Source organism: Streptomyces sp. Je 1-4 4N24 (assembly GCF_026239515.1).
Lineage (GTDB): Bacteria > Actinomycetota > Actinomycetes > Streptomycetales > Streptomycetaceae > Streptomyces > Streptomyces nigrescens.
Map to the genome: position 1 here is coordinate 4,335,907 of NZ_CP110836.1, position 24,144 is coordinate 4,360,050.

The 24,144-nt window shown below is 71.3% G+C and carries 23 protein-coding genes; 6 read left to right on the forward strand and 17 right to left on the reverse strand.

The genetic code is table 11. The annotated features are described in order from the left end of the window. Positions 1 to 32: 32 nt before the first annotated feature. The 8 genes from SLV14N_RS18660 to SLV14N_RS18695 all read right to left on the reverse strand — a co-directional run bounded on the left by SLV14N_RS18660 (position 33) and on the right by SLV14N_RS18695 (position 7,958). Complete coding sequence (locus SLV14N_RS18660) at positions 33 to 314, reverse strand: SHOCT domain-containing protein (protein ID WP_208682081.1); 282 nt, start codon at positions 312 to 314, stop codon at positions 33 to 35. Positions 315 to 493: 179 nt separating this feature from the next. Further along, on the reverse strand, positions 494 to 1,009 hold the full coding sequence (locus SLV14N_RS18665) for a Pycsar system effector family protein (RefSeq protein ID WP_208682083.1): 516 nt from the start codon (positions 1,007 to 1,009) through the stop codon (positions 494 to 496). 83 nt (positions 1,010 to 1,092) lie between these two features. Beyond that, positions 1,093 to 2,397: a DUF4407 domain-containing protein gene (locus SLV14N_RS18670; RefSeq protein ID WP_208682085.1), complete on the reverse strand. Its 1,305-nt coding sequence runs from the start codon at positions 2,395 to 2,397 to the stop codon at positions 1,093 to 1,095. After that, entirely contained in the window at positions 2,390 to 3,442 is a 1,053-nt protein-coding gene (locus SLV14N_RS18675) for a hypothetical protein (RefSeq protein ID WP_208682086.1), read from the reverse strand. The genes SLV14N_RS18670 and SLV14N_RS18675 overlap by 8 nt, the downstream gene beginning before the upstream one ends. A 62-nt stretch (positions 3,443 to 3,504) precedes the next feature. Then, entirely contained in the window at positions 3,505 to 5,667 is a 2,163-nt protein-coding gene (locus SLV14N_RS18680; protein WP_263270242.1) for a hypothetical protein, read from the reverse strand. Continuing rightward, the gene (locus SLV14N_RS18685; protein WP_263270243.1) at positions 5,660 to 6,424 is read right to left on the reverse strand and encodes a hypothetical protein; all 765 of its coding nucleotides are present in this window, start codon (positions 6,422 to 6,424) and stop codon (positions 5,660 to 5,662) included. Before SLV14N_RS18685 ends, SLV14N_RS18680 begins: the two co-directional genes overlap by 8 nt. An 82-nt stretch (positions 6,425 to 6,506) precedes the next feature. Beyond that, complete coding sequence (locus SLV14N_RS18690) at positions 6,507 to 7,214, reverse strand: Crp/Fnr family transcriptional regulator (protein WP_208682092.1); 708 nt, start codon at positions 7,212 to 7,214, stop codon at positions 6,507 to 6,509. A 282-nt stretch (positions 7,215 to 7,496) separates the two neighbouring features. After that, positions 7,497 to 7,958 carry a hypothetical protein gene (locus SLV14N_RS18695; protein WP_259670406.1) on the reverse strand — a complete coding sequence of 154 codons (462 nt, stop codon included), beginning with the start codon at positions 7,956 to 7,958 and terminating at the stop codon, positions 7,497 to 7,499. 129 nt (positions 7,959 to 8,087) lie between these two features. On the opposite strand from SLV14N_RS18695, the gene SLV14N_RS18700 reads away from it, so the two are divergent. Further along, positions 8,088 to 8,903, forward strand: coding sequence for a helix-turn-helix domain-containing protein (locus SLV14N_RS18700; protein WP_263270244.1), 816 nt, complete (start codon positions 8,088 to 8,090; stop codon positions 8,901 to 8,903). Between the two features lie 25 nt (positions 8,904 to 8,928). On the opposite strand, the gene SLV14N_RS18705 is transcribed toward SLV14N_RS18700, so the two are convergent. From SLV14N_RS18705 to SLV14N_RS18730, 6 genes are all read right to left on the reverse strand, one after another. Further along, the gene (locus tag SLV14N_RS18705) at positions 8,929 to 10,587 is read right to left on the reverse strand and encodes an APC family permease (RefSeq protein WP_208682095.1); all 1,659 of its coding nucleotides are present in this window, start codon (positions 10,585 to 10,587) and stop codon (positions 8,929 to 8,931) included. Positions 10,588 to 10,856: 269 nt separating this feature from the next. After that, a complete protein-coding gene (locus tag SLV14N_RS18710) occupies positions 10,857 to 12,788 on the reverse strand; it encodes an ABC transporter ATP-binding protein (RefSeq protein WP_263270245.1) in 1,932 nt (643 codons plus the stop codon). Positions 12,789 to 13,413: 625 nt separating this feature from the next. After that, on the reverse strand, positions 13,414 to 14,610 hold the full coding sequence (locus tag SLV14N_RS18715) for an ABC transporter permease (RefSeq protein WP_208682100.1): 1,197 nt from the start codon (positions 14,608 to 14,610) through the stop codon (positions 13,414 to 13,416). Further along, positions 14,607 to 15,335 carry an ABC transporter ATP-binding protein gene (locus SLV14N_RS18720; protein ID WP_208682102.1) on the reverse strand — a complete coding sequence of 243 codons (729 nt, stop codon included), beginning with the start codon at positions 15,333 to 15,335 and terminating at the stop codon, positions 14,607 to 14,609. The genes SLV14N_RS18715 and SLV14N_RS18720 overlap by 4 nt, the downstream gene beginning before the upstream one ends. After that, entirely contained in the window at positions 15,332 to 16,435 is a 1,104-nt protein-coding gene (locus SLV14N_RS18725; protein ID WP_263270246.1) for a peptidoglycan-binding protein, read from the reverse strand. Before SLV14N_RS18725 ends, SLV14N_RS18720 begins: the two co-directional genes overlap by 4 nt. After that, the gene (locus SLV14N_RS18730; RefSeq protein ID WP_208682107.1) at positions 16,432 to 17,067 is read right to left on the reverse strand and encodes a hypothetical protein; all 636 of its coding nucleotides are present in this window, start codon (positions 17,065 to 17,067) and stop codon (positions 16,432 to 16,434) included. Before SLV14N_RS18730 ends, SLV14N_RS18725 begins: the two co-directional genes overlap by 4 nt. Before the next feature lie 133 nt (positions 17,068 to 17,200). Here SLV14N_RS18730 and SLV14N_RS18735 point away from each other — a divergent pair, with 133 nt between their 5' ends. Genes SLV14N_RS18735 through SLV14N_RS18745 form a run of 3 tightly spaced genes read left to right on the forward strand, consistent with a single transcriptional unit; the run spans position 17,201 to position 19,903 of the window. Continuing rightward, the gene (locus tag SLV14N_RS18735) at positions 17,201 to 17,887 is read left to right on the forward strand and encodes a response regulator transcription factor (RefSeq protein ID WP_208682109.1); all 687 of its coding nucleotides are present in this window, start codon (positions 17,201 to 17,203) and stop codon (positions 17,885 to 17,887) included. A 7-nt stretch (positions 17,888 to 17,894) separates the two neighbouring features. Continuing rightward, positions 17,895 to 19,412 (forward strand): ATP-binding protein, encoded by a 1,518-nt coding sequence (locus tag SLV14N_RS18740; RefSeq protein ID WP_263270247.1) that lies wholly within the window; start codon positions 17,895 to 17,897, stop codon positions 19,410 to 19,412. After that, positions 19,409 to 19,903: a hypothetical protein gene (locus SLV14N_RS18745; RefSeq protein ID WP_208682111.1), complete on the forward strand. Its 495-nt coding sequence runs from the start codon at positions 19,409 to 19,411 to the stop codon at positions 19,901 to 19,903. The genes SLV14N_RS18740 and SLV14N_RS18745 overlap by 4 nt, the downstream gene beginning before the upstream one ends. Positions 19,904 to 20,140: 237 nt before the next feature. Here the strand turns inward: SLV14N_RS18745 and SLV14N_RS18750 are convergent, their stop codons facing one another. Continuing rightward, the gene (locus tag SLV14N_RS18750) at positions 20,141 to 20,305 is read right to left on the reverse strand and encodes a hypothetical protein (RefSeq protein ID WP_263270248.1); all 165 of its coding nucleotides are present in this window, start codon (positions 20,303 to 20,305) and stop codon (positions 20,141 to 20,143) included. A gap of 243 nt (positions 20,306 to 20,548) precedes the next feature. On the opposite strand from SLV14N_RS18750, the gene SLV14N_RS18755 reads away from it, so the two are divergent. After that, positions 20,549 to 21,730: a sensor histidine kinase gene (locus SLV14N_RS18755; RefSeq protein WP_263270249.1), complete on the forward strand. Its 1,182-nt coding sequence runs from the start codon at positions 20,549 to 20,551 to the stop codon at positions 21,728 to 21,730. Beyond that, positions 21,718 to 22,362, forward strand: a complete 645-nt coding sequence (locus SLV14N_RS18760) for a response regulator transcription factor (RefSeq protein ID WP_263270250.1) — start codon at positions 21,718 to 21,720, stop codon at positions 22,360 to 22,362. Before SLV14N_RS18755 ends, SLV14N_RS18760 begins: the two co-directional genes overlap by 13 nt. A 177-nt stretch (positions 22,363 to 22,539) precedes the next feature. On the opposite strand, the gene SLV14N_RS18765 is transcribed toward SLV14N_RS18760, so the two are convergent. Together SLV14N_RS18765 and SLV14N_RS18770 are read right to left on the reverse strand one after the other, a co-directional pair. After that, entirely contained in the window at positions 22,540 to 23,343 is an 804-nt protein-coding gene (locus SLV14N_RS18765; RefSeq protein ID WP_263270251.1) for an Fpg/Nei family DNA glycosylase, read from the reverse strand. Between the two features lie 4 nt (positions 23,344 to 23,347). Then, complete coding sequence (locus tag SLV14N_RS18770; RefSeq protein WP_369292820.1) at positions 23,348 to 24,097, reverse strand: TetR/AcrR family transcriptional regulator; 750 nt, start codon at positions 24,095 to 24,097, stop codon at positions 23,348 to 23,350. Between the last annotated feature and the right edge of the window lie 47 nt (positions 24,098 to 24,144).

The following is a 24,144-nucleotide window of genomic DNA, read 5'->3' on the forward strand; positions in this document are numbered from 1 at the left end:
CTCCTCGCTGACCGGCCCCGCCGTCCGCCCCCTCAGGGCGAGGGGCCGCCCGGTGGGGCGCCGCGGAGGGTGGCCAGCCGTCGTCGGTACTCCTCCTCGTCGATCTCACCGCGTGCGTACCGCTCCGCGAGAATCTGTTCGGGGCCGGGTGCGCGGCGGGTGCCCTGGTGCGCGTCGTGGCCGGGGCCCGAGCGGCCCAGGGCGCGGACGATCAGCAGCGCGATGACGAAGAGCAGCGCCAGGAAAAGGAACAGGCTGACCGACATCGCGAGCCAGGACCACCCGCCGCCATGACGGCCGTACCAGCACAACATCGACCTCCACCTCCCGCGCGACGCGGGGTGCGGGCCCGGTGCCCGCAGGTGACCTCGGTTCCATGCCCTTCCATGCTCTCTCGTTCCGCGGCTTGCGGCCACGGCGCGGATGTCGTGGTCTCCGTCGGAAGAGGGCCGGCCCGCTCGACGGCCCCGGCCCTCTTCGCGTCCGCCGGCTGTCAGGCCGAGGCCCCCGTCAGCAGTCCCAACGACGTGAGCACAACGAATACGGCGCCCCAGGCCATGCCGTGACGTATGCAGCGGTACTTGACCCACACGGTCCGGGACAGCGTCACGAACTGGTTCAGGTCACGGTCCTCCGGATCGGTCCGCTGTACGACGGCTGCCAGCAGCCGGACGGAGGCCGTCACGGTCGCGTCCCCGAAGTAGTGCGCGCGCAGCCGCTGTGGCTTTCCGGCGCGTGGCGCCACAGCCAGTCCGAGCATGACGAGAGCGGGTACCCAGGCCGCACAGCCCGTCCAGAAGAGCGCCTGCGGCACCGGACCGTAGCGCTGTGGTGCGATGCCGCCGGCGCTGATCGCGCCGAGCAGTGCGGTCAGCGCCACTCCCAGGGCGGTCAGCATCATTCCCGCCTTGCTGTCCGCCTTCTGCAGCTCCTCACGGGTCTCGGATATCAGGGTGCGGATGAGTTCTCCGCCGTGACCGTCCGTTGCGTCTCGTCTGCGGGTGGACATGTCCTCTCCCTCCTGGAGGCCCAGGGACCGCCCCGGGCAATCCGGGGCGGCCGTACGTCGCTCCGTCCGTGCTCGGATCGTCGTCAGACTTCCGAGGTGCGTCGGAGCTCCTCCTCCAGTCCGTTCACCGCCTTCCGCAGCCGGATGTTCACCGCCGCCACGAGCTCGCGGTGGGCGGCCTCGGACTCGGCCCGGCTGCGCCGGACCTCCTGCTCGATGGCTTCCTGGGCGATTTCGATGTCCGCCATGGCCCGGCGTTCGGTGAGCCGCACCTGCTCACCGTGGATCTTGACGGCACTGTTGCTCTCGCTGGTGAGCATCCGGTCGTAGGCGCTCTCCCCGCTCAGGAACTTCACCAGCACCGGAAGCGCGTCGAGGAGCACGAACAGCGCCCGCACCAGCCATATACCGGCGAACAGCACCGTGTTGCCGCTCGCGAGCCCGTCCAGCGCCCCCATCCGCTCCAGGACGCCGATCTCCTTCTGCTTCGCCCGCTCCTTGGCGAGGCGCCGCTCGATGCCTTCCGCACGAGCCTGGAGGAAGGTGCCGCGGGAAGTGGTCAGTTTGCCTTCCATCTTTGCGATGCGACCGTGCATGGCGGCCAGCCGTCGCTCGTTCTCGTCGGTGCGGTGAGTGGCCCGGTAGTCCCTCTCCCTCTCGCGCAACCGCAGGCATTCGGATGTGCGCTGGAGCCACCCCGTGGAGGCGTTACGGATCAGTTGCCGGCACTCGTTGCGCACCTCCGTACGGAGGCCCTCCAGCTTGTCGCTGTCCCGGTCCACCCGCTTCTGGAGCACGGCGGACTCCGAGCGCAGTGACGAGAGTTCATCGGACTGCCCACCGGGCGTGGCGCCGAAGGACAGCACATACCGGCCGCAGCCCGCGGGCGACGCGGCCTCGGTCGCGGACGGCACGGGGTTGCAGCGCAGCAGGTTCCCGCGCAGCCGGTCGAGATCCCCGTTCCGCTCGTCCGCGATGCGCTCCTCCACGGCCGTCGCAAAGATGCGCAGCACCAGCGGCTCGGCGACCACGGCACCGAGTACCAAGGCGATCATCAGCCGCAGCAGCAGCGGACCGACCCGGCGCCGCGTGTTCGGCTGGGGGGTGACCAGCCAGCGGTCCAGGTTGAGGATGAAGAGCATCCAGATCACCGTCGGGATGACGGCGAGGAAGGATGCCCTGCCCAGTGCCTCGGTCGCGAAGTTCCACATGGAGAACGCCGCGATGACGGAGGTGCCGAGCACCACACCGCCGAGAGCCGTGTACCGGTTCCGTTCGTAGCCGACCCTGTCGAGGAGGCTCTCGTCGACGCCGGTCAGGACACGCAGCCGCCGGGCGAGGTCGAATCGTTCGGAAAGGGCCCGGTCGGTGGTCGGGGAGTCAGTCAAGAAGATCGTCCTCATCCTTGACGAAGCCGTCGTGCGGGCGGTCGGTGCCACTGTTCAGGCGCCTGGGCGCGTCGGGCCCGGGGCGTCCCGGTCCGGACTCCACCGCCGGGACGGCCGGTCCACCGCTGTCCCGCAGTACCTGTTCGAGCACTTGGTGGTAGTCGACGTAGTCCTCGGTCTGGCCCATCTGCCGCAGCAGGGTGAGCACCATGTCGCGCCGCATCTGCGCGTCCGCGGTCTCGCGCGCGCGGGTGTGTGCCCGGTCCTCTTCGGCGGCCCGGTCGCGCCGGGCCGATTCCTCGTCCGTGGTCCGATGGATCCGTGCCGCGGCCTGGGCCACGTCGATGCGGTTCCTGGCGATCCCGAAGGCGTCCGCGTAGTCGGAGCCCTGGGAGAGCAGCTCGGCGATCCGCTGGGTGTCCTGTGTCTCGAAGTCACGCTGGCCCCGGCGGAGTTCCTGCGAACGGCGTTCGTCGCGCAGCTTCTGCTCCCAGTTCCGCAGATCGTCCGAGGCGTGCACCTCGGCGCTGACGAACTCGACGCTCATGCCCGCGACGCGCGGCGTCACGATCGCGCTGTAGGCGGTCATGCGGTGGCTCACCTCGCGGCGCACCGCGTTGACCTCTTCCACGCGATGACCGGCGCTCACCCGGGGCAGCTCGCTGTCGCCCGCCAGATAGGCCCGCAGCGGGACGGTCACATCGATGATGCCCTGCCGGGCGACGACCGTGGGGTCGGTGACCTGGCAGGCGAAGGAGGCTCGGACCGTGAAGTGGTCGGCCTCGCTCACCGACGGGACGGTGCGCTCGACCTCGACCATGCGTGCCCTGGTGTCCACCAGGCTGACGGACGAGGCGTCGAGCACATCGGCGTGGGACGGGTCGAACACCATTCCCTCGGGGAACTGGCGGTAGTTGCCGCCGACCCTGAAGACGTAGGTCGCGCCGGGCGGCAGCGAGGGGACGTCATCGCGGCGTCGTCGCCGCGACCACCAGTTGCCCTGGACGGCGCCCAGCACGTGCTCGCCGACTACGGGGTAGTTCACTTGCTTCAACCTCCTTGAACGGAAAGGAAAGTGAGGGAGCAGGGACGGCCGGCGGCCGCCGGCTAGCTCCGCAGCGACCCGAGGAGCACCTGCGCCAGCCGGCGGGTGCCCGGGATCGCGTAATCGGGATGCCGCAGGGCGTTGGGCAGGTCGTTGCCCAACGCTTGCCACTGGCGGGGCGTCATCCCGTCGCGCATCGCCTTGCCGAGGGCCCGTACGGCTTCGGCGGCCGAGGGGTCGTCACGCAGCGCCGCCAGGGTTTGGCACAGGGCGCGGACGGCCCCGCGACGGCAGACACTGAGCAGCACGCTCACCCACAGCAGGCCCAGATGGCGTGCGCTCCCCGGGGTGTCCCGGAGCAGTGCCGCCGCGAGCGTGCCGGGGCCCTCCAGCCGTTCGGCCTCCAGCAGTTGGACGGTCGTCCGCAGGGCAAGGGACCGGGCTTTGGACCGCTGAGCGGTCTCGGCGATCCGGGTGCGCACATACCGAAGGGTGAACAGGGCGCGCTCGGGCTCCTGCTCGGCGGTCTGCAGCAGCAGGACCAGCGAGCGGCGGGCGGCGGACGCCATGCGCTCACCGCGGTTCGTCAGGAACCAGAGCCAGTTGAGAGCTTCGAGGCGGTAGAGGGAGCCGAGGGTTCCGGTCAGCGCCATGGCTGTCGTGACGGCACGGGCAGGGCCCCGGTTGTCCGCCCAGCTCAGCGACAGGTTCAGGGCCTGGGGAGCCAGATGCTCGTCGTCGCACATGAACTGGAGGGTGAGAGCGGTGGTCACCCGCTGGGCGGCGAGACCGTCGGCCCACACCTGGAGGAGGTTCTCGTCCACCTCGGCGAGCGCGTGCCGGGCGTACAGCGCCACTCCACGGGCCACCTCGGTGCGGATATCCAGGTCCACGCTCCTCGACAGCTGGCTCAGCCACTGCCGCAGCGGGTACCAGAGTTCGTATCCGTACAGGTCGTGCAGTTCGCCGATGACCAGGGCGCGGATCCGCGGGGAGGCGAAGACGAGGCGCCGTTCGCTGCGGCTGGGGTCCTGTCCCGGGCCGGGCCGCCGCTCGGTGCGCACGAGCCCGGTGGCCCGCTCCTTCCACCGGGCGCGGGTCTGCTCGAAGGTCACTCCGCGCAGCGCCGTCGTCGCCGTGGCGTCCGGCTCGGCGGCAGGTATCTCCCCGGTCTGCTCCCAGTCCCGCACGTGGATGCCGAGGAGGACGGACGCCATCTCGAAGTTGCGCTCGGGTATGCCTTCCAGGAAGGCGAGCGCTGCCAGCGGCAGCAGGTCGCCGGCGGACGGTTCCTCCCGGAACCAGTTCCGGACCAGCGCCTTGTCGCTGTCACGCAGCGTCTTCAGCGCGGCATCGGGGCCGTCGGCGAGTCCGGTGACCGCGGCGACGACGTCTGCCGGGCGGCGCAGGTCGGCCACCCGCTCCAGCAGCTCGGCCAGGACGTCCGGGGGGATGTCCGCCGGCGGTTGCAGTTGTCTGGCGTGGTCGAACAGCTCCAGTGGGTCCGGCGCCTGCCACGGCACACAGTGGTCCTGCAGTGCCAGTCGCCGCCGGGTGGCCTCGGGCGCCGTGAGCACCAGATACGAGCCCTTGCGGCGCAGCTCCTCGCCCAGCCGGCGGATCTCGAAGGCCTGCACGGCGTCGACGTTCATCTCACCGACGTAGTCGAGGATCACATAGGCCTGTCCGGCCTTGAGGGCGCTCGATGTGGCAAGTTCGGCAAGCGAGTTGGCGGGGGAAAGGCTCCGCAGCCCGGTGCGCTCGCCCCTCACCTCCCGCAGCAGCGCGAACGCCCCTGCTCCACGTCCGGTGCTGTCCGGACCGGCCAGGACCACGAGGTGCTCCGCGCGGAGTTTGCTGAGCGCGTCGTGGAAGCACGGCTGGGGCGGGAGGTAGAACCGCAGCGCCCGGTCCACCTCATCGGGCCCCACGGAACCCGGAGCCAGACCAGGAGCGGCGGCCGCACCGAAGCCGAAGGCCGCTCCGGAGGCGTCCACGGTCCCGTAGAAGTTGTTGTAGACCCGCTGGCCCAGGACACGCCGCAGGTCGTCGTATCCCTTGCCGTCCTCCTCACGTTCGTCGCACTCGGCGCGGGGCGGTGGGCCGCCCTCGGCGTCCGTCCGGTCCGCCGGAGCGGAGTCCTCCTGCTGCCCCTGGGGGAGATCGTCCTCAGGGCCGGGGACAGGAGCTTCGCTGAGGTCCGGGACCTCGGCGTCGTCAGCCACCGGCACTCCCGAAACCGACGACGCCGCCGCGCAGGTCGACCGGTGCGGTGAAGTTGTTGACGCTGATCTGCTCGGCCCGGTAGTCGTGGCGCACCGCGGAGTCCTCGCCGGAGCCTCCGGCGGCGGGCGCATGCGGTCGAGCCGGCGCGGGACCCTCGGCACCGGACCCGCGCACGTCGTGCCCGGGGACCTGGAGCCAGGCGGCGGCCTCGTACTCCTTTTCCCGGACGGTGACGGACCGGAAGTCCGCGGTGGACAGGGTGGTGTGGCCGCCGGCCACCGTGGACCGGTAGACGTCGTCGGACAGCAGCAGCGCGAGGTCGGCATCGCCGTTCGCCTGCAGGGCGTCATAGAGGTGGCGGGAGCTGAGCAGCCGGGCGGTGGTCACCACCGTCGATCCGGCGAACCCGTTGTCGGCCAGCTCCACCGGTCCGTGGTGGATGGCGGCCCGGAGCCTCATCCGGCCGGTGGGGACCCGCAGTTCGTTGTACTCACGCAACTCGGACACGAGATGCCGTACGAAGTCGTCGACCAGCCGTGGCTCCGTGCCGTCCATGGGGTGGACGGCCAGTTCCTCGTCCCCCTTGGGCTGGATGTGCCACTGCGACCGGTCCAGTCCGGTGCCCCTGGCTGCACGGGAGAGAATCCGCGGCAGGTCGTGCTGGATTTCGGACTGCCTTCGATCGTTGTTGCCTCCGTACGCCTGCGCGTCAACGGCGATGCATGTGCAGGGGTAGAACCCGGACCACTCGGCCACCCGGCCATTCCTCTCTCTGACGGCACTTCCCCGCGAAGTGCTGCCCGAGAGGCTAGAAGGACGTTCGAGAGCTGATCCCGTATCAATATGGGTTTTCCGCAAAGACTTTGGCGAACACAAGCAGTTTCGGCGCGTCACAGACGGTTATCTTTCGATAACTGCGTTCCACCAGTCCGAGCTTGGAAAGCGATGCAAGGGCCTTCTCCGTCGTCGGCAGGGCGAGTCCGGCGAGTGAGGCGAGTTCCGCCTGATTGAGCGTGACGTCGAGTACCTGCCGCTTTACGCTGCCGTCCGGCACATGGTCTCCATACGCCTGGCTCAATTCCGCAAGCACCCGTGCGAGCCTCGTGAGCGAGTCATATGCGCGGAAATCGATACGACGGCGATTGGCCCACCGCAGCCGCGCGCACAGCATGGCCAGCATGGCCCTCATCGCGTCCGGGTGGCGGGCGAGGAAGCCCTCCAGCGCATTGACCTGAATGATGCGCGCGGTCACCTCACTGCAGGCGATCACGGTGCCGGAGCGGGGCTGGTCCTCGAAGGCCGCCATCTCCCCCACCAGATCACCGCCTACGCGTATGGCCAGCAGCATCTCGTAGCCGCTCTCCGAGCTGGCGACGACCTTGGCCACACCACGAGTGAGCAAGAGGACATGCCGGCTCTCGTCACCCTGCTGGAGCAGCTGCCGATGAGCGGGGTACACCATCGGGGTCCCCAGGCTCATGAGGTCTTCCAAGGTGCTGCTCCGCAGCCGTCCGAGGAAAGTGGAGTGCGGCCACGCATGCTTCATCCAAACCCCCGCCTGCTTCACACTGCGCGCATCGCGCCCTTTCAACTGGCCTGCCCATGCTGCCGTCGGGCCACGAGAAGGCAAGTGAGCAGGCGGCATATGGCTTGTTACGCCCCTGAGCCGCCCCGTATTGATCGAACGAATGAACTCTCTTTCGGGCGCGGGTTCCCAACGGCCGGAGCGGTCCCAGGTGCCGCCTCGGCCTTCTCCGTGGCGAGTGGGAAGGCCGAGGCGTAACGCGGACGCCCGCATTGCCAGAACGACGTGGGGAGTGCCAGGCCCCTACCCCACCGTCCCCCCACGGCAATACCCCCGGTATTCCAGTGCGGCGAAAACGGCGACCACCACGGCGCCGATGAGGAGGAAGGCGGTTCCCGGGGTGGTCAGGGGCAGGGCGCCGGTGAAGGGGAGCAGGAGGAGGGCGAGGCAGGAGACGGTGTTGGCGGCGATGACGGTCTGGGTGAGGCGGGCGGGGATGCGTGGATAGCCGGCGATGAGGGCGAGGGCCGCGGCGCCGCCGAGCATGGCGATGCCGAAGGGGACGGACCAGGTGGTCGGCAGGCCGAGCGGGCCGCTCAGTGCGCTGCCGCCGGCCAGCAGGACGACACCGAAGGCGGCGGTGCCCCAGCTGTCGATCCGCAGGACGGTGCGCAGCAGGTCCTGTGCCCCGCGGGCGGCCGCGGGGTGCGGGGCGGCGGGAGCCGAACCAGGAGTGGTCGGGGCAGGGGTGGTCGGCGTGGCCATGGGGTCTCCTCCGTGTGGGGCCGGGCCGAGTGGTCCGGCCGGGGGTAGACCGTGGCATCGCGTGGGTCCTGGTCTCAATGACCTGGGAGGTCATGGCCGTGGTGATCTCCGGGTGGCTATCCTCCGGAGATGGATGTGGATCAGTCGCCGCGGGTGGGAGTCCTGTTACGGGAGTGGCGCCGGCGGCGCAGGCTCAGCCAGCTCGATCTCGCGCTGCTGGCGGACACCTCCACCCGCCATCTGTCCTGTGTGGAGACGGGCCGCTCGCGTCCGAGCCGGACGATGGTGCTGCGGCTGGCCGACGCCCTGGAGGTCCCCCTGCGCGAGCGCAACACCTTGTTGCTGGCCGCCGATTACGCGCCGGCGTACCGGGAGAGCGACCTCGATGACGCGGGGATGGCGCAGATCCGGGCCGCGCTCGACATGATGCTGACGGCGCACGAGCCGTACCCGGCCGTCGTGGTCGACCGCTGGTGGAACGTGGTGACCGGCAACGGGGCGATGTCCGTCCTCATGTCGGGCATCCCGCCCGAGGTGCTGCTGCCGCGGCCGAATGTGTTCCGGCTGACCCTGCACCCCGACGGGCTGGCCACCCGGCTGGCCAATGCCGGTGAGGTCCGCGCCCTGCTCCTGGAGCGGCTGCTGCGCCAGGTGCAGGCGACCGGGGACGCGCAACTGCGGGCGCTGTACGAGGAGGTGTGCCGCTATCCGGCCCCCGCGGAGCAGGAGACGTTCCGGGCCGGTGCCGCGGCGGCGCGGCCGGGGCCGATCCAGGTGCCGCTGAGAATGCGTGTCCCGGGCGGCGAGCTGTCGCTGTTCAGCACCATGGCCACGTTCGGCGCCCCGGCCGATGTGACGCTCTCGGAGCTGGCGATCGAACTGTTCTACCCCCTCGACGAGTTCACCGCCGAGGCGCTGCGCGCGGCGGCCGCCGCCGGCCAGTAGGGGGCGGCCCCCTCCCCCTGGGCCGTCATCGTGCGGAGGCGGCGGGCGGTGGGGGCACGGATTCGCCCTCCTCCTCGTGCCGTACGGCCGCGTCCACCGCCTCCGCGGGGACGGCGAGCCGCACCGCGGTGTAGTGCACGGCCAGGCTGAAGACGATCACGATCACCAGGTCCCACCATTCGGGGAGCGCCCCGGTGCCGCCGTAGCGGCCGAAATAGCCGATGAGGACCATGCCGCCCAGCCAGGGCCACACCCAGGCGGCCGATCTGCCGCGCAGTCCGCTGCGTTCGCCCGACGGGATGCCGCGGCGGGTGAGCGCGAGGAAGACGAAGCCGATCAGGGCGGCGATGCCGAGCTTCCAGTCCGCCTCGTACCCGGACCAGTAGAAGATCAAGTTGGCGAAGACGAAGCCCAGCGGGGCCAGCACCGGTCCGGACGGCATCCGGTAGGGGCGGTTCCGGTCGCCGTCCCGTACGCGCAGGGCGTGCAGGGACACCGGCGCGAACGCGTACATGATGGCCGCTGCCGAGGTGACCAGACCCACCAGGGCCTGCCAGCTGGGGAACGGCAGGAAGGCCAGCTCGCCGACCACGAAGGCGAGGAAGGTCGACACGACGGGCACCCGGCTGCGGCCGATCCGGGCGAGGGGCCGGGGCAGGACCCGCTCGCGGCCCATGGCGTAGGAGAGCCGCGCGGCACCCGCCATGTAGACCAGGCCGGTGCCCGCCGGGGAGATGACGGCGTCGACGTAGATGACGGTCGCGAGCCATGCGGCGCCGACGGCGGCCGCCAGAGTGGCGTAGGGGCCGAAGTTGCCCGCCCCCACGGGATTGTCCCAGCCGCGGGTCAGGGCAGCGGGATCCAGGGCGGCGATGAAGGCGACCTGGAGCAGGAGGTAGAGGGTGGTGGCGATCGCCATGGCGACGATCACCGCCCGGGAGATGTCGCGCTGTGGATCGCGTGCCTCACCGGCCAGCTGGATGGCCTGCTCGAAGCCCAGCAGCGCGAACACCACTCCGGCGGGCAGTGCCGCGAAGACACCGTGCGCCCCGTGCGGGGCGAAGCCACCGCCCGCGGTGAAGTTCGAGGGGTGGAAGGCCAGCGTCATCAGGACCGCGACGGTCAGCAGGGGGACGACCGTCTTCACCACGGCGGTGACCGAGTTGATCCCGGCCAGCAGCCGGACCCCGAGGATGTTGATGATCGTGAAGATCAGCATGAGGCCGCTGCCGATCAGCAGGCCCGCGGCGGTGAGGGTGCCGTTCGCATGCAGCAGGTCCGCCCGGTCATGGATCCAGCCGATGCGGTCCATGTACGAGAGCGTGGCCTCGACCTGGATGGGCGCGATCAGGACCGACCGCAGCCAGGACATCCAGCCCGCGGAGAAGCCGGCCAGCGGGCCGAAGGCGAAGAACGGGAACCGGGCGGTGCCGCCCGCGATCGGGTAGGTGGCACCCAGCTCCGCGTGGGCCAGCGCGAGGACGGCGAGCATCACCGAGGCGAGCGCCCAGGAGATCAGCGAGGCGGGGCCGGCGACGACGGCGGTGGTGAGCGCGCCCAGCAGCCAGCCGGAGCCGATGATCGATCCCAGGCAGATGAACATCAGCCCCCAGAACCCGACCACCCGGCGCAGATGGCGGCCACCGCCGACGCTGTCACTCCCCGCTACGGCTGGCTTGCTCACGCGCGCTCCTGGTTCACCGAGCCATCTGGTCCCGGGACGCGGACCTCGCGCTTCTGGGGCGCGCCGCGTCGCCTCGTATACGGAGAGTAAACGCGTGGATGCCGGTCAGGTTCCGGCCTGGCGCGCGAGTTCCCTCGTCGGGCCGTGCGGCCGGTGACGGAGTGTATGGCCGGTCATCGGCGTAGGGAGCGCGGTCGCCGGGTGCGGGGAGTGTGGTGTGCGCACGGGCGGACGCCGTACGTCATCCGCGGGCGCGGCACCCCTGCCGATTACCGCCAGTGACTGCTTGAGGGGTGCGCGAGGGGGTGCGGAGAGCCGTTGCGAGGCGGGGGGTGGGTGTGAAACAGCGTGGAGTAGAGGCCGCTGCCGGCGAGGAGTTGGGCGTGGGTGCCCGACTCCACCAGGCGTCCCTCGTCCAGGACCAGGATGCGGTCGGCGTCCATGGCGAGGTCCAGATCGTGGGTGATCACGATGGTGGTGCGGCCCTCGGCGAGGCGCCGTAGTGGCGCGAGGATGCGCTGGGTGGCCAGGGTGTCCAGGCCGGTGGTGGGCTCGTCGAGGATGAGCACGGGGGCGTCGCGCAGCATGGCCCGCGCGATCGCGACGCGCTGCAGCTGGCCGCCGGACAGCCGCGAGGTGCCGGGCGCGATGACGGTGTCATAGCCGTCGGGGAGGGCGTCGATGAACACCTCGGCGTCGGCCGCCCGGGCGGCGCGGACGACATCGCCGTGGGTCACCTGGTCGCGCCCGCAGGCGATGTTCTCCTCCACGGTGTCGTGCAGGACAAGGGTCTCCTGGGGCAGCAGCGTGATGTTGCGGCGGAGCCGGGCGAGCGGCATCCGGTTCACGGGGATGCCGTCGAGCCGGATGCTGCCCGCGTCCGGGTCGTAGAACCGCAGCAGCAGGGCGGCGAGCGTCGACTTGCCCGCGCCGCTGGGGCCGGTGATGACCACCAGTTCCCCGGGTACGGCGCCGAATGAGAAGTCCTGGAGGACCTCGTTCTTGCCGCCGGGGTAGCGGAAGTGCACCCGGCACGCTTCCACCGCGCCGACCGCGCGGTTCGGCGCCGGGACGACGACGGCGGGGTCCGGGTCGGTGACGGCGGGCCGGGCGTCGAGGATCTCCAGCAGCCGCTCGGATCCGGCGGTGGCTTCGGTGACCGTCAGCCCGAGCTGGCCGAGGTCGCGGATCGGCGGGTAGAGGTAGCCGACGAAGGCGGCGAAGGCCAGCAGCTCCCCGAGCGTCATCCGCCCCGTGGAGATCTCCCACGCGCCCAGGCCGATGATCGCCAGGACGCAGAGCGTTTCCAGGACCTCGACGATCTGCTCGTACAGCTCGTTGAGGCGGGCGCTGGTCACCGACGCCCGCAGCCACCTGCGGGCCTCGCGGCCGAGCCGCTCCTGCTCGTCGTGCTGCCGGTTGTAGGCCTGCGTCAGGACGACGTTGACCAGGCCTTCCTCGACCACCGAGGTGATGGCGCCGTCGGCCGCGCGCTCCCTGCGGGAGACCTCCTTGACCCGGCCGGTGAAACGTTTGGTGGCGATCCAGAAGAGCGGGGCCAGGGCGAAGGTGACCAGGGCCATGTCCCAGCGCAGCCAGAACGCGGCACCGGCATAGAAGATGACGCCGAATACGGCCGTGGCCGCCTGGACCAGGCCGGAGACCACCAGCGCTTCGATGGCGTCCACGTCGCCGGTCATCCGCTCCACCAGGTCACCGCGGCGATTGCGCTGGAAGAAGTGGGGCGGAAGCGTCTGGAGGTGGGCGAAGACGCGGGCCCGTAGCCGCATCACGAAGCGCTCGGCCGTCCATGCGGCGAGCGAGTTGCCCAGATACCCCACGATCCCGCCGGCGACGGCCACGCCCAGCCACAGCCCGGCCGGTGCCCAGAAGGCGCTGACCGAGCCCTTCTGCAGAGCGTTGTCGGTGAGTTCGGCGAAGACCAGGATGGCCACGGTCTCCGCGAACGCGGCCAGGATGGCGCTCAGGCAGACCATGAGGATCCAGCGCCGGTCGCCCCGGGTCAGCGGCCAGAAGCGCCGCACCGATTCCTTGAACCCCACCCGCCGGGTGCGGATCGGGGCATCCGCCACGAGGCCGCTCCCGAGGATCCGGTCCGCACCGGTCTCCAGGGTCGGCTGCGCCGCCGCCCGCGGTCCGACCGCTGGGAGGGCGGACGCGTCGCCGTCCTGCTTGGACACGGACGAACCGTGTCCAACAGGAGATGACTCCGTGCCTTGTTGAGGCGACGCTTCACGGCGCTCCGGGCGCCGGCGTGAGCTGCGGAGATGCATGGTCGCTACGTCATATCGTCGCTGCTCGGACGGTGGGCCGGGGCCGAAGGGGGCCCCTCACACCAACGAGGCGGACCCGCGCGGTACGCGAGCCTGCCTCGGACTCAGGTTTTTGAGTCAGGACTCAGGGTTGAGTCAGTGGAAACGACGCCTGCGCAGATACCTGCGTCCGCGCCTCCTGCGGCGGCGCCTGCGGCGGTCGTGGTCGTGGTCGTAATCGTCGTCGTCGTGACGCCTTCTAGGGAAGACCTTGCGGAAGCTCATTCTCGCCTCCTAGGAAGTTTGTTCCTTGCTGTCGAACCGTTACCGGCTACGACAACTCCCAAGCTACGACGCTTATCTACCTCCAACAAGGAGATTTGCGTGAAAATTCAGACATAAGCCAAGATTCTTAGCAAATATGCCCAAGAGTGCCGAAACGTAACTCTCCGGATATCGTGGGCAGAGAGCGTGACGGAAGGGACGGGCGCCCCTTGGTGACGCCCGTCCGTTCCGCCGGATCACTACGGAGCACCGGCGCCGCCGCCATCGGTCAGGTCGCGCTGAGCGCCACCGTCGGGTGCAGCCGGGAAGCCCGTACGGCCGGGTACAGACCGGCGACGACCCCGATCACCAGAGTGGCGCCCAGTCCGCCCGCCAGAGCCCAGGGCGGTACGACGGCGGTCCACCCCTGGGCGCGGGCGAAGGCGATGGTGGCGGCGGCGCCCAGCGCCGCGCCCGCCAGCCCGCCGAGCGCCGACAACAGCAGTGACTCGGTGAGGAATTGGATCCGGATCGAGCCTCTCGTCGCCCCCAGGGCGCGGCGCAGCCCGATCTCCTGGCGGCGCTCCAGCACCGAGATCACCATGGTGTTGGCCACGCCCACACCGCCGACGAGCAGCGCCACCGCGCCCAGGCCCAGCATCAGACTGGTCAGCCCCTTGTCGGTGGCGGCCTTGGCCGCGAGAGCGTCGGAGGGGCGGGAGACCTTCACCGAGGCCTCGTCGCTCGGGTTGACCGTGCGGGCCAGGACCCCCTGGACCGCCTCCACCGAGGCGTCCGACGACCGCTCGAAGATGACGCTCGGGTGACCGCCGAAGCCCAAGTAGCGCTCGGCGGACGGGTATCCGACCAGCGCCGTACGGTCCAGGGTCGGCACCAGCTCGATGGGCGCCAGGATTCCGGTGACGACGTACCAGCGGTCGTCCAGCAGGATCTTGGCGCCGGGCGCGGTGATCCCGAGGCGGTCGGCGGCCACCGAACCCAGTACGACGGTGGGCAGTCGCTCACTGGCGCGGTTCAGCCAACTGCCCTGATCGATCTGGGCGTTGAGGGTATCGAGCAGATCGCTACGGGCGGCCTGCACCGTGACACCCGCCGCCATCTCCTCCGGCACGGCATCGCTGCGCCGCACCCGGGCGTCGACCGTGCCGATGGCGGTGGCGTGCTGGACCGGGCCGATCCGCTCGACCATCGACACCGCGTTCTTGGGGAGTTTGGCATCTTGGCCCATGGCGTCCTTGCCCGCCTCGGCGGTGAGCAGATTGGTGCCGAGCCGGTCCAGCCGGTTCATGAGATCGGCGCGGCTGGAGGTGGACAGCCCGATGACCGCGACCATCGTCGCGATACCGATCGCAATGCCGAGGGCGGACAGCACGACACGGGTGCGGCGGCTGCGCAGCCCCTCGGCGCCGACCCGCAGCACATCGGCCGGGGAGAGCCGGGCCGCCCGGAGTGCGGGGCCGCTCATCGGGTCACCTCCTCGGTGGGCTCCGCAAAGGAGCCGGGGGCGGCGGGAGCGGCACCGGAGTCGTCGACGATCTCGCCGTCGCGGAAGCGGATCCGGCGGGGCAGCGAGTCGGCGATGTCGTTGTCGTGGGTGATGACGCAGACGGTCGTCCCCGCCGCATGCAGCTCGTGGATGAGTTTCATGACCAGCTCACCGGAGGCGGTGTCCAGCGCACCGGTCGGTTCGTCCGCGAGCAGCAGATCGGGGTCGCCGACCAGCGCGCGGGCAATGGCGACCCGCTGCTTCTCGCCGCCCGAGAGCTGGTGGGCGAGGTGGCCGATGCGGTGCCCGAGCCCCACTTCTTCCAGGGCCGTACGGGCGCGGGCACGGCGCTCACGCAGGCCCGTCCCGCCGTACAGCAGCCCGTCGGCGACGTTGTCCTGGGCGCTGCGGCCAGGGGCGAGGTGGAAGTGCTGGAAAACGAAGCCGATGTGCCGGGCGCGCAGCGCGGAGAGCTGGGCGTCGGACAGCGTGCTGACGTCGTACCCGGCGACCCGGACCTCGCCCGAGGTGGCCCGGTCGAGGGTGCCGAGCAGGTTGAGCAGGGTGGATTTGCCGGAGCCGGACGGGCCGACGATGGCGGTCAGTTCGCCGGGCTCCACCCGGAGGTCCACGCCCCGCAGGGCGTGCACCCCGCCCGGGTACGACTTGGTGGCCGCCCGCAGTTCGATCACGGGTGGGGTCATTGCTCGGCCGCTCCGACCTTCATGCCCTCGGCCAGGCCGGTCCCGCTGACCTCGATCCGGCCGTCGGCCGTCAGGCCCGTCTCGACCGCCACCATGCGGGTCTTGGAGCCCTGGACCAGCTCCAGCCCGTAGCCGCCCTCGCGCAGCGCGACGATCGCCTCGACCGGCACCGTCAGCACGTCCTTGCGGCTTTCACTGACGAACTTCACCCGGAGGGTGCCCTGGCGGTCCTTCTCCTGGAGCTTGGCTCCGTCGTCGAGCGTGATCTCCACGTTGATGGAGTCCGAGGACGAGCTACCGGAGCCGGCCGCCCCGCCGTCATCGGAATCGGACTCCTCGGGGGCCACCACGCCGCTGACCTTGCCGCGCTGGGTGCCTCCGCCGGGCATGGCGATCTCCACCTTGGTGCCCTTGGCGGCCAGCGCCCCGTCGGCCGCGTCGAGCTCGGCCCGGACGACCGGCTTGGTGGAGGCGACCGTCAGGACCTTGCTGTCCGGGCCCACACTGTCGGCGAGGGCGGCGTCGGCGGACACCACCCGCACCGGGCCGCGCTGGAAGACGACGTCCCCCTGGCCGATCTCGCCGTTGGGGGTCACGTCGAGGGACTTCTGCCACTGCTTGACGGCGGCCTTGGTCGCCTCGTCAAAGCGGACGTCCACATACAGCCCCGCCCCGAAGCCCAGGTCGCGGAGGTTGCGCTCCAGCTGGAGGACGTCCGGGCCGCGGGCGCCGGCCTTCATCGTGCGGAACATCGGTGTCGCGCCGTAGAGGAGGGTCACCGGCCGGGCGTCGCGCTCGTACAGGCGCTGCCCGAGCGACACGGTCTTCCCCGATGTGGCGGCCTTGGTGACCGTGCCCTCCACGGGGGACTTCACCACCCGGCGCTGCGCGTAGTCCAGCTTTCCGTCGACGGTCTTGCTCTGGACCAGATCGGTGCGGGTGATCTCGGTCGTGGTGGGCGGCCCCTTCGGTCCCCGGCCGTCGGCCGAGGCGTCCTGGCCGGTGCCGGTGAGGATCATGACCCCGGCGGTCGCCGCGGTCGCGGTGACCGCCGCCGCCAGGGCGACGAGCCCCCGGCGGCGCTTCGGTGCGGGGCTCACTGCATGCCGTCCAGGCCGTCGAGGAGCTTGCCCTTGCATGCCTGGCGGGCCTGCTTGTAGGTGGACGAGTCCGACGAGACCTCGGGCGAGGTGGGGTTCGGGTCACCGCCGGGGACGACGTTGCCGTCCTGCAGCTGCGGGTTGGTGAACTTCGAGACGCCCTTGGCGCGCATGCACTTGGCGTGCGCGAGCATCGACTCGTAGTCCTTCTGGGTGTCGCGGGGCGGCTCCAGGCTCATGGCCCTTTGCATCTCGGGCGTACAAGCTCCCTTCCGGCCGCCTTTGGTGATGCTGTCGTCGCCCGACGCCTCCTGAAGTGCGTCGATCTTCGTCCAGTCGAGATGGCCGCTCAGCTTGGGGTCGGGGTAGTCCTTGTTGATCTTCTTGCGCATGCACTGGACGAACTTCATCTGTGCGTCGTAGAACGCACTCTTGCCCTTGGGCGCACCGCCCTTGGACGCGTCGGCGCCGTCCTTGGTCTGCTCGGTGGAGGGCGCCTTGCCGACGGAGGCGACCCCTTCGTCGGACGACTCGGCCCCGCCGCCGCAGGCCGTGGTCAGGACGAGGGCGGGTGCGGCGATCAGCAGCGCGAGGCGTGCGGCACGGGAGCGGGAGCGTGTCTTCTGCGTCATGCGGACAATGTCGGGGCCGGAATTGGTGGCCACTCCATGGCCGCATGATGAGAACGTAACAATGCCGCCGGACCGCGTTTTCGGCCTGTGGATAACTCCTGAGCTGCACAAACCCTCGCCCATAATCGTCGGCATGCCGCATGTGCTGCTGATCGAGGACGACACGTCCGTACGGGACGGAATGGAGCTGGTGCTGCGCCGGCACGGCCACGAGGTCGACGCCGTCGCCACCGGCGAGGCGGGCCTGGAGCTGCTGTCCCGCCCGGGCGGCGGCGGCATCGAGCTCGCGGTGGTCGACCTGATGCTGCCGGGTATCGACGGCTTCGAGGTCTGCCGCCGCATCCGGGGCCGGGGCCAGCTGCCGATCATCATGCTCACCTCCCGCGGTGACGATCTGGACGTGGTGAGCGGGCTGGAGGCGGGCGCCGACGACTATGTGATCAAGCCGATCACCGGCCGGGTGCTGGAGGCCCGTATCCGGGCGGCCCTGCGCCGGGCCGGACCGGTGACCCGTACGGACAGCGACAACTTCGCCGGACTCGTCATCGACCGGGCCGGCCTGACCGTCACCAAGCACGGCACCCCCGTCCCCCTCCCGCCCACCGAACTGCGGCTGCTGCTGGAGCTGTCGGCGGCCCCCGGCCGGGTCTTCAGCCGGGAGCAGCTCCTCGAACTCGTCTGGGAACACGACTTCCTGGGCGACTCCCGGCTGGTGGACGCGGCGGTCGGGCGGCTGCGCGCCAAGCTGGAGGATCTCCCCGCCAAGCCGCGCTACATCCAGACCGTGCGCGGCTTCGGCTATCGCTTCGGACCGCTGTGAGCGCGCCATGAGCACCACGGAGGAGACCACGGCGCAGTCCGCCCCCTCGTCGCCCGCGAGGACCGGACTGCGGGCCCGTATACGGCTCCCGCGCCTCGACGGGCTCCGCGGGCGGCTGATCATCACCGTCGTCGTGGTCGCCCTGATCAGCGCGGTCACCGCCACCGGGCTGGCGTACCGGGAATCGCGTAACGCGGTCCTCAAGCGGGCCCAGAACACCGCCGTCGACGACTTCCGCAACCGCGTCGAGCAGCTCGCGCCGGAGCTCGATGTCCCCAGCGACCCCCGCTCCATGGCCCGCTTCGCCAACGACATCTCGTCCGGCCTGCGCGGGTCGCTGGTCGTCGCCCAATACCGCGACTACACCGCCAGCTCCGACCCGTCCGCCGACCGGACCCGGATCACTCCCGAGCTGCGCGCGGCCGTGCGCACCCAGACCCGGGTCTCCCTCCAGCGGGTGGAGCACGGCGGGAAGCCCTGGCTGGTCCTGGGCGCCCCGGTCCGGATGGACGCACGGGCCGGTCGCGACAGCCCCGGGCAGCCGTCCGGCGTCGAGATATTCGCGGTCGTCTCCCTGACCGAGGAGGAACGCGACGCGGCCGAGTTGGTACGCAGTGTGCAGGGCGGCCTGGTGCCCGTGGTGCTGCTGGCCGCCGCCCTGGCGCTGCTCGCGGCCCGCACGGTGCTGCGGCCGGTCCGCAAGCTGGCGCGGGCCACCCGCCGGCTGGCCACCGGTGAGCTGAGCATCCGGGTCGAGGAGAAGGGCCGCGACGAACTGGCCGAACTCGCCCACACCTTCAACGAAACCGCCGGTGCGCTGGAGCACAGCGTCGGCGAGCTGCGCGAACAGGAGGCTCTGGCCCGGCGCTTCGTCGCCGATGTCTCCCACGAGCTGCGCACTCCGCTGGCCGCCATGACCATCGTCTCCAGCGTCCTGGAGGAGGACGCCGACCAGCTCACCCCCGACACCGCACACGCGGCCCGTACGGTCAGCGCCGAAACCGCCAAGCTGACCCGGCTCGTCGACGACCTCATCGAGATATCCCGCTTCGACGCCCGCGCCGTGGCGCTCACGGTGCATTCCGTGGACATGGCCGAGGCGGTGCGCGGCACGCTCGCGGCCCGCGGCTGGACCGACCGGGTCGAAGCCGATCTCCCCCCGGGCATCCGGGCCCGGCTCGACCGCCGCCGACTCGATGTGATCGTCGCCAACCTCGTCGGCAACGCCCTCCGGCACGGTGCGCCACCGGTGACCGTCACCGTTCGGGCGGCGGACGACCGGCTCACCGTCGCGGTCGCCGACCACGGGCCGGGGCTGGCCCCCGAGGTCGCCCGTCATGTCTTCGACCGCTTCTACAAGGCCGACAGCGCCCGCAGCCGGTCCGAGGGCAGCGGCCTGGGCATGGCCATCGCCCTGGAGAACGCCCGTCTGCACGGCGGCACCATCGAGCTCGCACCCCCGGCGCCGGGCGTCGGCGCGGTCTTCATCCTCCAGATCCCCCTCCGTACGGAATCCGCCTCATGACGCGTCCTCGCACCGCCCTCAGCTGCTGTGTGCTCGCCCTCGTCACCGCGGGCTGCGGCATCCGTCCCACCGGCGTCACGTCCGGCGGCACCGCGCCCTCCGGGATCTCGAAGAACATGCGGATCTACTTCGCCTCCGACAGCGGGCTGCGGGGGGTGCCCCGGCCCGGCAAAACGGTCGAGAACTTCAACGTCGCCTACCGGCTGTTGGTCGACGGGCCGACCGAAGAAGAGCGGGCCGACGGACTGGCCAATCTCGTCCGCCCCGACAAGTGGGTCAACGTCACCGCCCACCAGGGCAATGTCACCGTCAGGACTCCCGGCTACACCGCCGAATCCCCCGGGGACCAGAGCACCGGCCAGCTGGTCTGCACCTTCGCTCGTGCCGAGGTCCTCCTCCACGGCACCCGCCCGGACAAGGTCCAGGTGACCCTCGTGACCGGCAAGGAACGCGCCGGGCCGTACCAGTGCCAGCAGTTCCTGTCGCACTGAGCGCCTGGCGGAGCCCGGTCCGCAAGGTACAGGGCAAGCAATAGGGGCACCTCCCGCGCCCTTAAGGCGTGGGGACGAATACCTGGTCTTCCGCCGCTTCTTCGCCCCCGCGCTGCGGGCCGCGGCACCCGGCCCGCACCCCGCCCAGCCGCCCGAACTCCCGCTGTTCGCGCTGGCGACGGTGGCGCTGTGGGTCTCGCTCCGGCTGATCGGCACCTGACCCGGGCCGTGCCCGTCTCAGGACCGCTTGGTGCGCATCAGGAACAACCCCACCGCCGAGCCGATCACCACGACACCGCTGCCGACACTGATCAGCACCTGCTGCACCCCGTCGAAGGCGAAGCTGGTGCTGACATTTAAGGCGACGGCGACCACGAGCACGAACCAGAGCAGGGCTTTCATGGGAGTTCCTTCCGAAGGGTCGGACGTAAGGGTCAGACGCAAGAGGTAAGACGTAAGAGGTAAGACGTAAGGGTTAAGGCGCAGCACCGTGCCGGTGCGCCGAGCCTCTGTGGTCGAGACTGCCCGCTCCGGACCGGCGGTTCGAGGGAGCGTCCTCCCGAATACGGGGTGGAGCGCACTACACCCCCGGCCGGGGAGCGCACCCGCCCGCGCCGCGGCGACCGGTCGCTTAGCCTGAGCCCCATGGGGGAGACAGTGCGGCGGGCGGGGCGGGCCACGGCCCAGCTGATGACGGCGGCCGGGCTGGCACTGCTGTCGTATCTCTTCCTCGGGGTGCTGCTGTTCACCGCCGTGGCGACGGTCATCGTGATCGGCGCGGGTGTGCTGCCCGAGACGGTCCTGCTGCTGCGCAGGACGGCCGGGTTCAAGCGGCGGCGGGTGGCGGCCTGGACGGGTACGACGGTGCCCGAGGCGTATGTGCCGCTCACCGGGGGGCTCTCCGAGCGGGTCCGTACCGCGCTCGCCGATCCGGGCACCTACCGGGATCTGCGCTGGCTCGCCGTCCACTTCGGCTACGGCTGGCTCCTGGCGTATCTCGCGCTGCCGCTGTGGGCCGTCGGGCTGCCGGCCGACGGGGTGTGGTGCGGGCTGCTGCGGCAACGGGCCGTCGTACTACCGCTGATCGAGCGCCTCGCCGACCTCGATGCGGCCTGGTCGCGTGCGCTGCTGCGGCCGTCACCGGACAGCGGGCACCGGGCCCGGCTCGCCGAGCGGGTCGAGGAACTGACCGTCACCCGGGCCGGTGCCGTCGCCGCGCACGGCGCCGAACTGCGGCGGATCGAACGGGATCTGCACGATGGCACCCAGGCCCGGCTGGTGGCCCTGTCGATGCGGGTGGGGCTGGCCCGCCGGGCCTACGACAAGGACCCCGAGACGGCCCGCAAGCTCCTCGACGACGCACAGAACCAGGCCGAGGAGGCCCTCACGGAGCTGCGTCACGTCGTCCGCGGCATCCATCCGCCGATCCTCACCGACCGGGGCCTGGTGGGGGCGGTGCGGGCGCTCGCGGCGAGCAGCGGCCTGGAGGTGACGGTGGGCGAGGACGGGCTGGCGGAGGGCCCGCGCGCCCCGGCGGCGGTCGAGGCGGCCGCGTACTTCGTCGTCGCGGAGGCCCTGACCAATGCCGCCAAGCACAGCGGGGCGGACCGGGCCCGGGTGGAACTCGTCCGCCGGCCCGGCCGGTTGACGCTGTCGGTACGTGACGAGGGGCGCGGCGGCGCGGAGAGCGGCTCCGCGGGGGCGTCGGGCGGCAGTGGGCTGCTCGGCATCCGGCGCCGGGTCGCGGCGCTCGACGGGACCGTGGAAGTGACCAGCCCCGCCGGGGGCCCGACCGTGATCGATGTGGAGCTGCCGTGCGCGTGGTGATCGCCGAGGACAATGCCTTGCTCAGGGAGGGGCTGGTCCTGTTGCTGACCTCCGCCGGGCACGAGGTGGCCGCGGTCGCGGCCAGCGGGCCCGAGGTGCTGCCCGCGCTCCTCGAACACCGCCCGGACGCCGCCGTGTTGGACGTCCGGATGCCTCCCGGGTTCCGCGACGAGGGGCTGCGGGCGGCGCTGGCGGCCCGGCGCGAGATCCCCGGTCTGCCGGTGCTCGTGCTGTCGCAGTACGTGGAGGAGACCTATGCCGCGGAGCTGCTGGGCGGCGGCGCGAGCGGCGTCGGCTATCTGCTGAAGGACCGGGTGGGCCGGGTCGACGAGTTCCTGGACGCGCTGGAACGCGTCGCGGCGGGTGGCACCGCGCTGGACCCGGAGGTGGTCACGGAGCTGCTGACCCGGCGCCGTGACGATCCGCTCGACACCCTGACGCCGCGCGAGCGTGAGGTGCTGCAGCTGATGGCGGAGGGCCGGGACAACACCACGATCGCCCAGCTGCTGGTGGTGTCGGACCGGGCGGTCAGCAAACACATCGGCAATGTCTTCGCGAAGCTGGGCCTCCCGGCCGGCGACACCGGCCACCGTCGGGTGCTGGCGGTACTGGCGTACTTGAACGGCGGGTAGCGGGGGCGCGGTTGGCCTGTCGGGGGCGCGGTTGGCCTGTCGGGGGCGAGCGGACGACGAGGCGGTCGGCCAACGGGGGCGCGCGGTCAACCGGGACGACCGGCCGACCGGGGCATGCGGCCAACCGGGCGAGCAGCCAACAGGCGTGCAGCCAACGGGGCATGCGGCAGGCGCAGTTCAGCCCCCGTCCCCGCCGCCGGTACGGCCGGGCTGGCAGCGGGGACACCACACCGTGCCGCGGCCCGCGAGGCGTTTCCGGCACAGGGTCGCACCGCAGCGCGGGCAGGTCGCCCCGGGGCCGTCGCGGCGCCCCGTGAGCCAGGACCGGCGCGGCGGTACGCGTCCGGCGCGTACCGCTGACCGCAGGGTGCGGCGCAGCTCCGTGTACAGCCGGCCGCACTCGTCGGCGGAGAGCGCACCGGCCCGGCGGGCGGGGTGCAGCCGGGCGCGCCACAGGATCTCGTCGACGAGCAGATTGCCGAGTCCGGCCAGCGCCGACTGGTCCATGAGGACCGACTTGAGGCTGCCGCGCCGCCCGGCGAGCACCGCCTCCAGCGTCTTACGGGTCACCGTCGCCGCATCCGGCCCCTGATCACACAGCATCCGGTCGAGACCGGCCTCGTCGACCAGCCACAGGCCCTGGAGTTTGCGCTGGTCGCGGTAGCGGAGCTGGCGATCGCGGCCCACCGTGAACACCACCCGGTCATGGGCGTGCGGCGGGTCGGCGGGGCCGGCGCACACCAGCTCGCCGGTCATCCCGAAGTGCAGCAGCACGGTGGGGCCGTCGGTGTGCGCGAGCAGCCACTTGCCGCGCCGCTCCGGCTCGGCGAACCGGCGGCCGGTCAGTTCGCGGCGCAGTCGCCGGGCACTCACCCCGTGCAGGACGCCCGCGTCGTACACCTCGGTCCGCCGGATCAGCCTCCCCTGCGCGCAGGAGGCCAGAATCCCCCGGAACGCCTCGACGTCGGGCAGTTCGGGCACGGCGTCACCCGCCGGTCCCCGGGGGCGTGGAGCCGGGCCCGAGGGCGCGCAGGCCCTGGAGGAGCAGCCCCAGCCCGAACTCGAAGTGGGCCGTGAAATCCGTACTGCTCAGCACCGGCAACGCGGCGGCCAGATGGGGGTATCGCCCCGGCGCCACCGCCGCGCGCAGCAGGTCCGGGTCCGCCGGGCCTTCGTCCGCCGCCCCCTGGCGGGCGGCCTGCTCCTCCAGGGTGTGGCCGAGGGTGAAGTGGACGAGTGTGAGGGCGGCCCGGCCCGCGTCGTCGGCGGCGAAGCCCGCCTCCCACAGGACACCGATGAGGGCGTCGGCGAAGCCGAGGGTGTGTGCGCCGGTGGCATGCGTACCGGCGTAGACGCGAGCGCCGTCGCGGCGGCCGAGGAGCGCCGTACGCATCCGGCGGGCCAGTTCGGCCAGCCGCTCGCTCCAGTCCGGCGACGAGAGCGGCCGTTCGAGGCAGTCGGCCAGCAGCACCTCGGCCATCGCGGTCAGCAGCTCGTGCTTGGTCGCGAAGTAGCGGTACAGGGCACCGGCCCGTACGTCCATCGCCTCGGCCAGCCGCCGCATGGTGAGCGCGTCGAGCCCGACCTCGTCCAGCAGCGCCAGAGCCGCCTCGACGGTGCGCACCTGGTCGAGCTTCGGGGGCCGGCCGCGCCCCGTGGTGGCGGCGGACCGGGCGCCTGGAGGCCTGGGAGGACTGGGAGAGCTGGGAGGGCTGGGGGTTGACGCGGCGCTCATGGCTCTCATTATAGTGAACAGCGTTCACGTGAACGTTGTTCACTAAA